We start from the raw sequence: 11,866 nt of genomic DNA on the forward strand, positions 1-11,866 counted from the left end.
CTCCGTTAGGCAGCAACCGGCGTCGGGCCGGCAACTGGCTGAGTGGTTGGCTGCAAGCCCTTCATGCGGGTCAGGCGCAGGGCGTTGAGGACCACGGTCAGCGAGCTGATGGACATGCCGACGGCGGCCCAGACCGGAGTGATCCAGCCCAGCGCTGCGAACGGCAACATAAGGCCATTGTACAGCCCTGCCCAGAGAAGGTTCTCGATGATTACACGGCGGGTGCGGCGAGCCAGGGCAATGGCGTGCACCAGCGCATCGAGGCGGTTGGACAGCAGCACGGCATCGGCATTGGTCTTGGCAAGGTCGGTGGCCGAGCCCATGGCGATGCTGATATCGGCAGCGGCCAGCACGGGTACGTCGTTGACGCCGTCGCCGAGCATCAACACCTTGCGACCTTGTCGATGCAGGTTTTGCAAGACCTGCAGCTTGTCGTCCGGGCGCAAGCCGCCCTGGAACTGGTCGATGCCCAGCTCGGCAGCGACGCTGGCAACCATCGGCGAGCTGTCGCCGGACAGCAGCAGGGTGTTCCAGCCGCGAGCCTTGCAAGCGGCAAGCAGGGCGGGGGCATCGTCGCGCAGGCGATCGTCGAGCACGAACCAGGCCAGCGCACCCCGGGTGTCGCCCAGCAGCAGCCATTGCCCGGCCTCATCGGGTAGCGACGGCACCGCGCAGCCACTCAATGCGCAGACGAAGGCTGGCTGGCCGATGCGCAGGCGCTCGCCACCGACCAGGCCCTCCAGGCCCAGCCCGGGAGCACTCGACACTTCTTCGGCAGCTTCGCTGGCACGGCCGAATGCACGGGCGATGGGGTGTTCGGAACGGTTTTCCAGGGCGGCGGCAAGCATCAGGCAACGGTCGGCATCGAGCGCCGCCAAGGGGCGTATGGCGCGCAAGGCCAGGCGGCCTTCGGTCAGCGTCCCGGTCTTGTCGAAAATCACTGTGTCGATCTGGTTCAGGCCTTCAAGGACATGCCCGCGGGTCAGCAGCAGGCCGAGTTTATGCAGGGTGCCGGTGGCGGCCGTCAGTGCGGTCGGGGTCGCCAGCGACAGTGCGCAGGGGCAGGTTGCAACCAGCATGGCCAGGACGATCCAGAAGGCGCGCGACGGCTCCAGTTGCCACCAGAGCAGGCCGATACCGGCTGCGGCGATCAACGAGATCAGCAGGAACCACTGCGCCGCACGGTCGGCGATCTCTGCCAGGCGGGGCTTTTCCGCCTGGGCCCGCTCCAGCAGGCGGACGATGGCCGATAGCCGCGTGTCCTGGCCCAGGGCCTGGACTTGCACGGTCAATGCGCCCTCGACATTGAGGGTCCCTGCGGTGACGGCATCGCCCGGACGGCGGGGTTGCGGCAGGTATTCGCCGGTGAGCAGCGATTCGTCGATGCTCGATTGCCCATCGAGAATTTTCCCGTCGGCAGGCAGGACCGCGCCAGGGTGGACCAGGACCCGATCACCCAGCTGCAACTCGCTCAGCAGAATGCGCTCGGCGTGTCCTTGGGCATCCAGGCGCAGGCAGGATGCCGGCAGCAGGTTGACCAATTGCGCGGTGGCGGCGGCGGTGCGCTCGCGGGCCCGGCGCTCCAGGTAGCGCCCGGTCAGCAGGAACAGGGCGAACATGCCGACAGCGTCGAAATACAGCTCGCCGCTGCCGGTGATGGCGGTCCAGATCCCGGCGATGTAGGCCCCGCCGATGGCCAGCGACACCGACACATCCATGGTCAGGTGGCGGGTGCGCAGGTCACGGGCGGCACCCCGGAAAAATGGCGCACAGCTGTAGAACACAATGGGCGTGGTCAGGAACAGCGCGACCCAGCGCAGGATGGTGTGCATCTCCGGGCTCAGGTCGATATTGAATTCGGGCCAGGTGGCCATGGTCGCCATCATGGCCTGGAACCACAGCAAACCGGCGACCCCGAGCTGGCGCAGGGCAGTACGGTTTTCGCTGGCCAGTTGCTCGGCGGCGCGATCGGCCTGGTACGGATGGGCGGCATAACCGATCTGGCGCAACTCGGCCAGGACCCGGCTCAATGGCAGCTGGCTGTCGGTCCATTGCACCTGCAGGCGGTGGTTGGACAGGTTCAGGCGTGCTTCGGCCACGGCCGGCAGGCTACGCAGGTGTTTCTCGATCAGCCAGCCACAGGCCGCGCAGCTGATGCCTTCGATCAGCAGGGTGGCTTCGGCCAGTTCGCCGGTGTGGCGCACGAAGGGCTTTTGCACGTCGGCGCGATCGTACAGGGCCAGCTCGTCGACCAGTTGCACGGGCAAATTCTGCGGGTTGGCAGAGGCTTCACTGCGGTGCTGGTAATAGCTTTCCAGCTTGCCGGCGACAATAGCTTCGGCCACGGCCTGGCAACCCGGGCAGCAGAACTCGCGGGGTTCGCCCAGGACGGTGGCGGTGAAGCGGCTGCCGCTGGGGACGGGCAGGGCGCAGTGGTAGCAGGGGGTTGGGCTGGTCATGGTGTCTATTCGCAAGTTCACGCGAACCTTGTAGCCGCTGCCGCAGGCTGCGCTGAGGCCCGAAGGGGCTCTCGGCGGTCTTGAGATCTTGCGCCCGCTTTGCGGACGAGCGCAGCCTTCGGCAGCGGCTACAGGTGCTATTGCTTCAGGTCTTCGGCACCCTGCAGCGGCTCATCACCCAGCAACAACGTCTTGTCATGCCCCACCTGTTCTTCCTCGAACATCCGCCAGATATGTTCATCCTGGCTACCGAGCAACTCGACAAAGCGCCGCCCTTCGATCTTGTCATTCATCTGGCCGATATAACGACCGGCTTCGCTTTCACTGCGAGTCAGGACAATCTTGCGGTCCTTCTCCGGCTGGGTCGGCGAGATCAGGTTCAGCTCCAGGGTCTGCGGCTGGCTGTCGCCGTTCAGGCGCAGGTCGACTTCGCCGGTCAGTTCATCCAGGTGCACGCTGGCGTGCAGTTTCAGGGTCTGGGCCAGCAATTCACGGTCCAGCGAGCGGTTGATGCCCTTGCCGGCCTCGTAGTAGTTGTCATTGACCAGGTTGTCCGGGTTGTTCACCGCGATGGTCACCATGGTCAGGCTCAGGGCCACGGAGGTGGCGAGTACCCCGATGATGATCCAGGGCCAGAGATGCTTGTACCAGGGGCTGGTGGCTGTAGCGGGCATAAAAAGTTCTCTTATCGAATTTGCGGGCCGATGAACCGGCTCTTGGCTTCAACGCTGATGTCGCTGTTATCGGCATCCTTGAGGATGAAGCGCACCTCATTGGTACTCGATGGCAGCTTCTCGGGTGCCATCGACAGCTCGACCGGCTGGGTGTAGATCTCGCCGGCAGGCACACGGATCTCGCGTTTGCCCTGCAGTTTGAGGTCCGGCAGGCCAGCGGCTTCGAGCACATAGGTGTGGTCGCGCTGATCCTTGTTCATGACCTTCAGGCTGTAGACGTTTTCGATCCGGCCCTCGGCGTTCTCGCGGTAGAGCACACGGTCCTTGCTGACATCGAAGCCCACCAGCGAGCGCATGAAGAATGCAGTGATCAACAGGGTGATCATCGCCAGCAAGACGACGGCATAGCCGATCAGGCGTGGGCGCAGTTTATGGGTTTTTTGCCCGGAAAGGTTGTGCTCGGTGGTGTAGCTGATAAGGCCGCGCGGATAGTCCATCTTGTCCATGATGCTGTCGCAGGCGTCGATACAGGCGGCGCAGCCGATGCACTCGATCTGCAGGCCGTCGCGGATATCGATGCCGGTCGGGCACACCTGGACGCACATGGTGCAGTCGATGCAATCGCCCAGGCCCTGGGCCTTGTAGTCGATGCCTTTCTTGCGCGGGCCACGACCTTCGCCACGGCGCGGGTCGTAGGAAACGATCAGGGTATCCTTGTCGAACATCACACTCTGGAAGCGCGCATAGGGGCACATGTAGATGCACACCTGCTCACGCAGCCAGCCGGCGTTGCCATAGGTGGCCAGGGTGAAGAAACCGACCCAGAAGTAGGACCAGCCATCGGCTTGCCCGGTGAAAAAGTCGATGACCAGCTCACGAATCGGCGAGAAATAGCCGACGAAGGTCATGCCGGTGACGAAACCGATCAGCAGCCACAGCGTGTGTTTGCTGAGCTTGCGCAGGAACTTGTTGGCGCTCATGGGCGCCTTGTCGAGCTTGATGCGCTGGTTGCGGTCGCCTTCGGTGACCTTCTCGCACCACATGAAGATCCAGGTCCAGACGCTTTGCGGGCAGGTATAGCCGCACCAGACGCGCCCGGCATAGACGGTGATGAAGAACAGGCCGAAGGCGCTGATGATCAACATGCCCGACAGCAGGATGAAATCCTGGGGCCAGAAGGTCGCGCCGAAGATGAAGAACTTGCGTTCCGGCAGGTTCCACCACACGGCCTGGTGGCCACCCCAGTTCAGCCAGACCGTGCCGAAGTACAGCAGGAACAGTACGCCACCGCCGGCCATGCGCAAGTTACGAAAGAGGCCGGTGAAGGCGCGGGTGTAGATTTTTTCCCGAGAGGCGTAGAGATCGACGCTGTTGTTATCTTTCTTGGCAGGCGGGGTAACGTCATGTACCGGAATCTGGTTGCTCATCATTGAGTCCCACGGCAGTGGAAAAGTGCCATAGCCAGTACGTGCCGGCTACAGTCAGAAGAGTATGGCTCTAGCGCGCATGATACGCCTGTAGTACAGGTGCGGGGGAGGGGTGCGACTTTTGGCCGCGTTGGGGAAAATCGATTGATGGTGTAATGACTTGAATCAATTGACTTGCGCATTGTGACGCGAAGGGCTGGAATCATTGGCCCCATGGGTTCAGTAGTTCAGCTCCGGTGGCCTCGAAGTCTGCAACATTTCGGGTAACGATGGTCAACCCATGTACGAGTGCAGTCGCAGCAATCAATGCATCGCATTCGCTGCGCGGGTCAGGCACGTGCAATTGTGCGCAACGCCGGGCGACGACGCTGTCGATCGCCAGAATTCGACCGCTGAACGCAGGGAGCACATGATTCTGCAGCCATGTGCGCAAGCTTGCGCCTTGTGTGGGGTCGCGACGTTCAATGCGCAGCACACCGGTTTCCAGTTCCAGCAAGGTAATGGCAGAAATGAACAGGCTGGAAGGCACCACGGTTTTTGCCCAGGCCACGACGTTCTTGTCGGCTTTGGACTTGCGTAGTTCAGAGACGACATTGGTGTCGAGCAGAAACATCAGGACAGGTCCACGGGACGAGGCGTGATCGCAACGCGTTGCGGCTCGAACTCAATCTCTTCGGATTCCGGCATGACCAGGAGTTCGACGATGCTGGGGCTCATGCAAGTCAATTTCTGATAGTCCTCCATGGACAACAACACATGTGCAGGCCGACCGCGATCGGTAATGAAGACAGGGCCTTGCCGTGCGGCTTTCTTGGCGCCGCTTGTGTCTTGATTGAATTCGCGGCTCGATACAGTAGTAATCATGAGGTAACCCTCCGAAAGCATATGTAGCTACGTTACTACAATGCCGAAGGGTGGGCAACGGGTACGTAGAGGAGTATCGCTCATCCAAAACAAAACGGCCCCGCCAACATGCATTGGCGGGGCCGTTCGTTGTTTCAGGCTGTTGCCTTATTCCGCAGCTTTCTCACCATGGGAGAGGCTGTAGACGTAGGCGGCCAGCAGGTGAACCTTGTCGTTGCCCTGCATTTGTTCCTGGGCAGGCATCTGGCCCTGGCGGCCGTAACGGATGGTCTGCTGCAGTTGAGCGAAGCTCGAACCGTAGATGAACGCCTGTGGGTGGGTCAGGTTAGGCGCGCCCATGGCCGGGGTGCCTTTGCCTTCAGGGCCGTGGCAGGCCACGCAGTTGGCGGCGAAGATCTTCTGGCCGGCTGCCGGGTCGGCTTTGACGCCTTCTGGCAGTTTGCGACCGTCGAGGTTGGTCAGGACGAAGGCGGCCACATCGGCAACGCCTTGTTCGCCGATCACTTCGGCCCAGGCCGGCATCACGGCGTGACGACCGCCCATGATGGTGGTCTTGATGGTTTCCGGCTCGCCGCCCCAGCGCCAGTCGGCGTCGGTCAGGTTCGGGAAGCCATAGGCGCCCTTGGCGTCGGAACCGTGGCAAACCGAGCAGTTGGAGGCGAACAGGCGGCCACCCATCTTCAGGGCTTGTGGGTCCTTGGCGACTTGTTCGATCGGCATGGCGGCGAATTTGGCGAAGATCGGACCGAACTTGGCGTCCGAACGAGCCATTTCCTTTTCCCACTCGTGCACGCCAGTCCAGCCCGGCTTGCCATTGGCGAACTCGGTCTTCTTGTCGTTGTCCAGGTAGGTGTAGCCCGGCAGCAGGCCTTTCCAGTTACCCAGGCCCGGGTAGAGCACCAGGTAGCCGAGGGCGAAGATGATGGTGCCGACGAACAGCATGAACCACCACTTTGGCAGTGGGTTGTCATATTCCTCGATGCCATCGAACGAGTGGCCGACTGTTTCATCAGTGGCTTCGGTGCGCTGGCCCTTGCGGGTGGACAGCAGCAGCCAGGTCAGGGCAAAAATGGTGCCCAGACTCAGGACGGTGACATACAGACTCCAGAAGGTAGTCATTCGTTGTTACTCCTAGAAGCTCTCGCTTGCGATTGCGCTTGCTCGACGTGCTTGATGGCCTCGGGATCATCCGCGAAAGGCAGCAAGGTCGCTTCGTCAAACTCGGACTTGCGCCGTGAGCTGAATACCCACAGCGCCAGACCGATGAAGGCCACCATCACGACGACGGTGCCCAGGCCACGAATCATCCCGATATCCATCAATATCACCGTTTGCTTTTGATGATGGTGCCAAGGCCCTGAAGGTAGGCAACCACGGCGTCCATTTCGGTCTTGCCCTTGACGGCATCACGTGCACCGGCGATGTCTTCGTCAGTGTAGGGAACGCCCAGGGAGCGCAGGACTTCCATCTTCTTCGCGGTTTCCTTGCCGTCGAGCTTGTTCTCGACCAGGAAGGGGTAAGCAGGCATCTTCGACTCGGGCACGACGTTGCGCGGGTTGTACAGGTGCGCGCGGTGCCAGTCATCGGAGTAACGTCCACCGACGCGGGCCAGGTCAGGACCGGTACGCTTGGAACCCCACAGGAACGGGTGGTCCCAGACGCTTTCACCGGCGACCGAGTAGTGGCCGTAGCGTTCGGTTTCAGCGCGGAACGGACGGATCATCTGCGAGTGGCAGCCGACACAGCCGTTGGCGATGTACACGTCACGGCCTTCCAGTTCCAGGGCCGAGCGAGGCTTCATGCCTTCGACCGGCTTGTTGGTGACGTCCTGGAAGAACAGCGGGACGATCTGGGTCAGTCCGCCGACGGAGACGGCGATGACCATGAAGAAGGCCAGCAGGCCAATATTCTTCTCAACTGCTTCGTGCTTCATCAATGAGCTCCAACGACAGCGATCTTGGTGGCCGCTTCGGCTTCAGCCGGGTTCGAGGCGCGGACGGTACGCCATACGTTGTACGCCATCAGCAGCATGCCGGTGGCGAAGAACGCGCCGCCCAGGGCACGGACGATGTAGCCAGGGTGGCTGGCCTGCAGCGCTTCGACGAAGGAGTAGGTCAGGGTGCCGTCATCGTTGATTGCACGCCACATCAGGCCCTGGGTGATGCCGTTGACCCACATCGAAGCGATGTAGAGCACGGTACCGATGGTCGCCAGCCAGAAGTGCGCGTTGATCAGGCCAGTGCTGTGCATCTGCTGACGACCGAACAGTTTCGGGATCATGTGGTAGATGGCGCCGATCGAGATCATCGCTACCCAGCCCAGGGCGCCGGCGTGTACGTGGCCGATGGTCCAGTCGGTGTAGTGCGACAGCGAGTTGACGGTCTTGATGGCCATCATCGGGCCTTCGAAGGTCGACATGCCGTAGAACGCCAGGGAGACGACCAGGAAACGCAGGATCGGGTCGGTGCGCAGCTTATGCCAGGCGCCCGACAGGGTCATCATGCCGTTGATCATGCCGCCCCAGCTCGGAGCCAGCAGGATGATCGACATGGCCATGCCCAGCGACTGAGCCCAGTCCGGCAGCGCGGTGTAGTGCAGGTGGTGCGGGCCGGCCCAGATGTACAGGGTGATCAGCGCCCAGAAGTGGACGATCGACAGGCGATAGGAGTAGATCGGACGCTCGGCCTGCTTGGGTACGAAGTAGTACATCATGCCCAGGAAGCCGGTGGTCAGGAAGAAGCCCACGGCGTTGTGGCCATACCACCACTGGATCATCGCGTCGGTCGCACCCGAGTAGGCCGAGTAGGACTTGAACAGGCTGACCGGCAGCGACATGTGGTTGACGATGTGCAGCATCGCCGTCACGACGATGAAGGCACCGTAGAACCAGTTACCCACGTAGATGTGCTTGGTCTTGCGCTTGACGATGGTGCCAAAGAACACCACACCGTAGGTGACCCAGACAATGGCCAGCAAAATGGCGATCGGCCATTCCAGTTCGGCATATTCCTTGGTCGTGGTGTAGCCCAGCGGCAGTGTCACGATCGCAGCGACGATCACCGCTTGCCAACCCCAGAAGGTGAAGGCCGCGAGGCTGTCGGAAATCAGACGCGTCTGGCAGGTACGCTGCACGACATAGTAGGAAGTGGCAAACAGAGCACAACCACCGAAGGCGAAAATCACCAGGTTGGTGTGCAACGGGCGAAGGCGTCCAAAAGTCGTCCACGGCAAGTCGAAGTTAAGTTGCGGCCAGACAAGCTGTGAGGCGATGAAGACACCGAGCCCCATGCCAAGGATCCCCCAGACCACCGTCATGATGGCGAACTGGCGGACTACCTTATAGTTATAAGCAGTCGGACTGATTGCTGTGCTCATTCTAAGGTTCCACGGTTTGGGTGTTTTTTAGGATATAAAATCGGTCGCAAGTATGGAGAAAGCAACTAGTCATTGCAACGCGACATACCCGCTGCAAAGCCTGCCCGAAGCTGATTCTGCGGCCGTTTCAGCCATCTCGAAGTCGCATTTGCACTGTTGTGCAAAATGCCCTCGCGGATAAAACATGGCCAGGCATTTGTTACTGGGCGCACAGCATGAGCACTGCACCGGCAATACAGGAATAATCGAGGGGCCGGATCTGGGCCGGTATCTATCAGCCTTTTGGCTGGTTATTCCATTACAGTTGCCTGAATCAGTGTTCACTGGAGCCGTGTTTTTTATCGCCGGTCCACTGTGGCAAGAAGCTTAGTCCCGAAAGTCGGGAGTGGAAAGGCAGGGTATTGGAGGGGTGCGACACTTGGTCGCAATCAGGTGCGGAACTGCCGCGCCCGGCTTGGGTGTGAGTGTTGTTTGGTCAAGCGCGCAATTGTTCCAGTTTGTTGCTGATACGCCTTGTCAGAGGGTGTCTGGGCCAAGTTGCAGACGCAGGTGGCGAGCAACTGCAAATCATAGTTGGCGGTAATGCTGCTGATTGTGTTCATGGGGTTCCTCCTCCGTTAGTTATAAGCAAACTTTTTTTAAAGCGAGGCAAGCATGAACAATGGGCAAGACGCCGGTATTGACGGGGATCAATGGGCGCAGTTGGTGGAACACAACGGCTGGCGCTGGAATCCTGCGCAGAATCAGGGGCCGCGCCGCATCGCGCCGTGCCTGATCCTGGCCCATGGCGCCGGAGCGCCGATGGACAGCGGCTTCATGAATGAAATGGCCCACAGGTTGGCAGCCTGCGGCGTCGGCGTGCTGCGCTTCGAGTTTCCCTACATGGCGCAACGGCGCGTGGACGGCAGCAAGCGCCCGCCCAATCCCCAGGCCAAATTGCTTGAATGCTGGCGCCAGGTGTATGAGCAGGTGCGACCCCAGGTCGCGGGAAAGCTGGCGATTGGCGGCAAGTCCATGGGCGGGCGCATGGCGAGCCTGGTGGCGGATGAACTGGGCGCCGATGCCCTGGTGTGCCTGGGCTATCCGTTCTACGCGGCGGGCAAGCCGGAAAAGCCACGGGTCGAGCATCTGGCGAACCTGCGGACGCCGACGTTGATCGTGCAGGGCGAGCGCGATGCCTTGGGTAATCGGGAGGCGGTGGGGTGGTATGCGCTATCGAAGGCGATCGAGGTGTGCTGGTTGACGGCGGGGGATCATGACTTGAAGCCGCTGAAGGCTTCGGGGTTCAGTCATGAGCAGCATTTGCAGGCGGCGGCGGAGCGGGTGGCACAATTTTTGCGCTGATTCAGGGACTTGCACGAACTCTGTAGCCGCTGCCGCAGGCTGCGCCAAGGTCCGCAGGACCTTCATCAAATCCGAAATCCTGCGCCCGCTTCGCGGTCGAGCGCAGCCTGGCGGCAGCGGCTACAGGATCTCGGCAAGGCCCTCAATCACCGATTAAACCGCTCCACCAACGAATACTGCGTCCCCGCCGTACGCGTCAGCTCTTCACTGAGCAAGGCCGAATTCTGGGCTTGTTCAGACGTCTGGTCCGCCAACTGGGCAATGGTGCTGATGTTGCGGCTGATCTCTTCGGCCACGGCAGTCTGCTCTTCAGTCGCAGCGGCGATCTGTGTCGTCATGTCGGTAATGTTGGCCACCGCTTCGCTGATACCCATCAAGGCCTGGTCCGCTTCCAGTACCCGAGCCACGCCTTCTTCGGCCTGGCGATGGCCGGCTTCCATGGTTTGCACGGCATTGCTGGCGGTCTGTTGCAGCTTGGCGATCAGGCCGTGGATCTGCCCGGTGGATTCGCTGGTGCGCTGGGCCAGCTGACGGACTTCATCGGCCACCACGGCAAAGCCACGGCCCATTTCACCGGCACGGGCCGCCTCGATGGCGGCATTGAGCGCCAGCAGGTTGGTCTGGTCGGCAATGCCCTTGATCACGTCGACCACACCGCCGATCTCGTTACTGTCCTGGGCCAGTTGGGTGACGGTCAGGCCGGTCTCGCCGACCACGCGCGACAGGCGCTCAATGGCTTCGCGGGTTTCGCCGGCAATGTCGCGGCCGCGCCCGGTCAGGCGATTGGCTTCCTGAGTGGCATCGGCGGTGCGCTGCACATGACTGGCGACTTCCTGGGTGGTCGCGGCCATCTGATTGACCGCCGTGGCCACTTGTTCGGTTTCGACGCGCTGACGCTCAAGGCCGGTAGAGCTCTTGTGGGCGAGGGTGTCGGATTGCCGGGCCTGATCGGTCAGGTGCTCGGCGGTGTCCTGCAGGCGGGTCAGGCAGGTGCGCAAATGGGCATCCTGGCTGAGCATGGCCATTTCCAGCCGGGCCTGGACGCCACGGCTGTCGGTGTACATCTGCGCGATCAACGGGTCCGAGGTGGTCTGCTCGGCCAGGGACAACAGGCGCTTGATCCCGCGTTGTTGCCAGCTCAAGCCGACCAGGCCCAGCGGTACCGACAACGCGGCGGCCAGGGCAAAGCCCCAGGACGAATCCAGCCAGGCGCCAATCAGGAAGCCCACCTGGCTGACCAGAATGAAGGGCAGCCAGTCCTGCAGGACCGGCAGCCAGCGATCGCTGGCCGGAATTGCCGACTTGCCGGCGTTCAGGCGTTGGTAGAGGTCCTGGGCGCGACGGATCTGTTCGGCCGTGGGCTTGACCCGAACCGACTCGTAACCGACGACCTGGTTGTTCTCGAAAATCGGCGTCACATAAGCGTTGACCCAGTAATGGTCACCGCTCTTGCAGCGGTTCTTGACCACGCCCATCCACGGCAAACCCTGCTTGAGCGTGCTCCACATGTGGGCGAACACGGCCGCAGGCACGTCCGGGTGGCGGACCAGGTTGTGCGGTGCGCGCACCAGCTCTTCGCGACTGAACCCACTGATTTCGACGAAGGCGTCGTTGCAGTAGGTGATCACCCCCTTGGCATCAGTGGTCGAGATCAACCGCTGTTGTGTTGGGAAAGTCCGTTCGCGTTGGGTAATCGGCTGGTTATTACGCATGAGCAGTTCAA

12 protein-coding genes are annotated in these 11,866 nt (G+C 61.5%); 1 reads left to right on the forward strand and 11 read right to left on the reverse strand.

Translation table 11 applies throughout. The features are described from left to right. Nucleotides 1-5: 5 nt before the first annotated feature. From F2S13_RS26975 to F2S13_RS27020, 10 genes are all read right to left on the reverse strand, one after another. Nucleotides 6-2,459: a heavy metal translocating P-type ATPase gene (locus F2S13_RS26975; RefSeq protein ID WP_166366697.1), complete on the reverse strand. Its 2,454-nt coding sequence runs from the start codon at nt 2,457-2,459 to the stop codon at nt 6-8. A gap of 137 nt (nt 2,460-2,596) precedes the next feature. Further along, entirely contained in the window at nt 2,597-3,133 is a 537-nt protein-coding gene (locus F2S13_RS26980) for a FixH family protein (protein ID WP_166366699.1), read from the reverse strand. Nucleotides 3,134-3,144: 11 nt separating this feature from the next. After that, nucleotides 3,145-4,560 (reverse strand): cytochrome c oxidase accessory protein CcoG, encoded by a 1,416-nt coding sequence (ccoG, locus tag F2S13_RS26985; RefSeq protein ID WP_166366701.1) that lies wholly within the window; start codon nt 4,558-4,560, stop codon nt 3,145-3,147. A gap of 202 nt (nt 4,561-4,762) precedes the next feature. Then, complete coding sequence (locus F2S13_RS26990) at nt 4,763-5,173, reverse strand: type II toxin-antitoxin system VapC family toxin (protein ID WP_166366704.1); 411 nt, start codon at nt 5,171-5,173, stop codon at nt 4,763-4,765. After that, nucleotides 5,173-5,424 (reverse strand): type II toxin-antitoxin system Phd/YefM family antitoxin, encoded by a 252-nt coding sequence (locus tag F2S13_RS26995; RefSeq protein ID WP_166366706.1) that lies wholly within the window; start codon nt 5,422-5,424, stop codon nt 5,173-5,175. Before F2S13_RS26995 ends, F2S13_RS26990 begins: the two co-directional genes overlap by 1 nt. A 147-nt stretch (nt 5,425-5,571) precedes the next feature. Further along, nucleotides 5,572-6,543: a cytochrome-c oxidase, cbb3-type subunit III gene (gene ccoP, locus F2S13_RS27000; protein WP_166366708.1), complete on the reverse strand. Its 972-nt coding sequence runs from the start codon at nt 6,541-6,543 to the stop codon at nt 5,572-5,574. After that, on the reverse strand, nt 6,540-6,743 hold the full coding sequence (locus F2S13_RS27005) for a cbb3-type cytochrome oxidase subunit 3 (RefSeq protein ID WP_166366710.1): 204 nt from the start codon (nt 6,741-6,743) through the stop codon (nt 6,540-6,542). Before F2S13_RS27005 ends, ccoP begins: the two co-directional genes overlap by 4 nt. A 5-nt stretch (nt 6,744-6,748) precedes the next feature. Next, the gene (gene ccoO, locus F2S13_RS27010; RefSeq protein WP_166366712.1) at nt 6,749-7,357 is read right to left on the reverse strand and encodes a cytochrome-c oxidase, cbb3-type subunit II; all 609 of its coding nucleotides are present in this window, start codon (nt 7,355-7,357) and stop codon (nt 6,749-6,751) included. After that, nucleotides 7,357-8,799, reverse strand: coding sequence for a cytochrome-c oxidase, cbb3-type subunit I (gene ccoN, locus F2S13_RS27015; RefSeq protein ID WP_166366714.1), 1,443 nt, complete (start codon nt 8,797-8,799; stop codon nt 7,357-7,359). Before ccoN ends, ccoO begins: the two co-directional genes overlap by 1 nt. Nucleotides 8,800-9,227: 428 nt before the next feature. Beyond that, complete coding sequence (locus F2S13_RS27020) at nt 9,228-9,401, reverse strand: hypothetical protein (RefSeq protein WP_166366716.1); 174 nt, start codon at nt 9,399-9,401, stop codon at nt 9,228-9,230. Nucleotides 9,402-9,453: 52 nt separating this feature from the next. Here F2S13_RS27020 and F2S13_RS27025 point away from each other — a divergent pair, with 52 nt between their 5' ends. Further along, complete coding sequence (locus tag F2S13_RS27025; protein WP_166366718.1) at nt 9,454-10,143, forward strand: alpha/beta family hydrolase; 690 nt, start codon at nt 9,454-9,456, stop codon at nt 10,141-10,143. A gap of 146 nt (nt 10,144-10,289) precedes the next feature. On the opposite strand, the gene F2S13_RS27030 is transcribed toward F2S13_RS27025, so the two are convergent. After that, nucleotides 10,290-11,855 (reverse strand): methyl-accepting chemotaxis protein, encoded by a 1,566-nt coding sequence (locus tag F2S13_RS27030; RefSeq protein ID WP_166366720.1) that lies wholly within the window; start codon nt 11,853-11,855, stop codon nt 10,290-10,292. Nucleotides 11,856-11,866 lie beyond the last annotated feature (11 nt).

This window comes from Pseudomonas akapageensis (assembly GCF_011355085.1).
In the GTDB taxonomy this organism is placed as follows: Bacteria; Pseudomonadota; Gammaproteobacteria; order Pseudomonadales; family Pseudomonadaceae; genus Aquipseudomonas; species Aquipseudomonas akapageensis.

Excerpts from the sequence above, each read along its gene's own strand:
- F2S13_RS26975 (WP_166366697.1), bottom strand. The coding sequence starts at position 2,459 with ATGACCAGCCCAACCCCCTGCTACCACTGCGCCCTGCCCGTCCCCAGC.
- F2S13_RS26980 (WP_166366699.1), bottom strand. The coding sequence starts at position 3,133 with ATGCCCGCTACAGCCACCAGCCCCTGGTACAAGCATCTCTGGCCCTGG.
- ccoG (WP_166366701.1), bottom strand. The coding sequence starts at position 4,560 with ATGAGCAACCAGATTCCGGTACATGACGTTACCCCGCCTGCCAAGAAA.
- F2S13_RS26990 (WP_166366704.1), bottom strand. The coding sequence starts at position 5,173 with ATGTTTCTGCTCGACACCAATGTCGTCTCTGAACTACGCAAGTCCAAA.
- F2S13_RS26995 (WP_166366706.1), bottom strand. The coding sequence starts at position 5,424 with ATGATTACTACTGTATCGAGCCGCGAATTCAATCAAGACACAAGCGGC.
- ccoP (WP_166366708.1), bottom strand. The coding sequence starts at position 6,543 with ATGACTACCTTCTGGAGTCTGTATGTCACCGTCCTGAGTCTGGGCACC.
- F2S13_RS27005 (WP_166366710.1), bottom strand. The coding sequence starts at position 6,743 with ATGGATATCGGGATGATTCGTGGCCTGGGCACCGTCGTCGTGATGGTG.
- ccoO (WP_166366712.1), bottom strand. The coding sequence starts at position 7,357 with ATGAAGCACGAAGCAGTTGAGAAGAATATTGGCCTGCTGGCCTTCTTC.
- ccoN (WP_166366714.1), bottom strand. The coding sequence starts at position 8,799 with ATGAGCACAGCAATCAGTCCGACTGCTTATAACTATAAGGTAGTCCGC.
- F2S13_RS27020 (WP_166366716.1), bottom strand. The coding sequence starts at position 9,401 with ATGAACACAATCAGCAGCATTACCGCCAACTATGATTTGCAGTTGCTC.
- F2S13_RS27025 (WP_166366718.1), top strand. The coding sequence starts at position 9,454 with ATGAACAATGGGCAAGACGCCGGTATTGACGGGGATCAATGGGCGCAG.
- F2S13_RS27030 (WP_166366720.1), bottom strand. The coding sequence starts at position 11,855 with ATGCGTAATAACCAGCCGATTACCCAACGCGAACGGACTTTCCCAACA.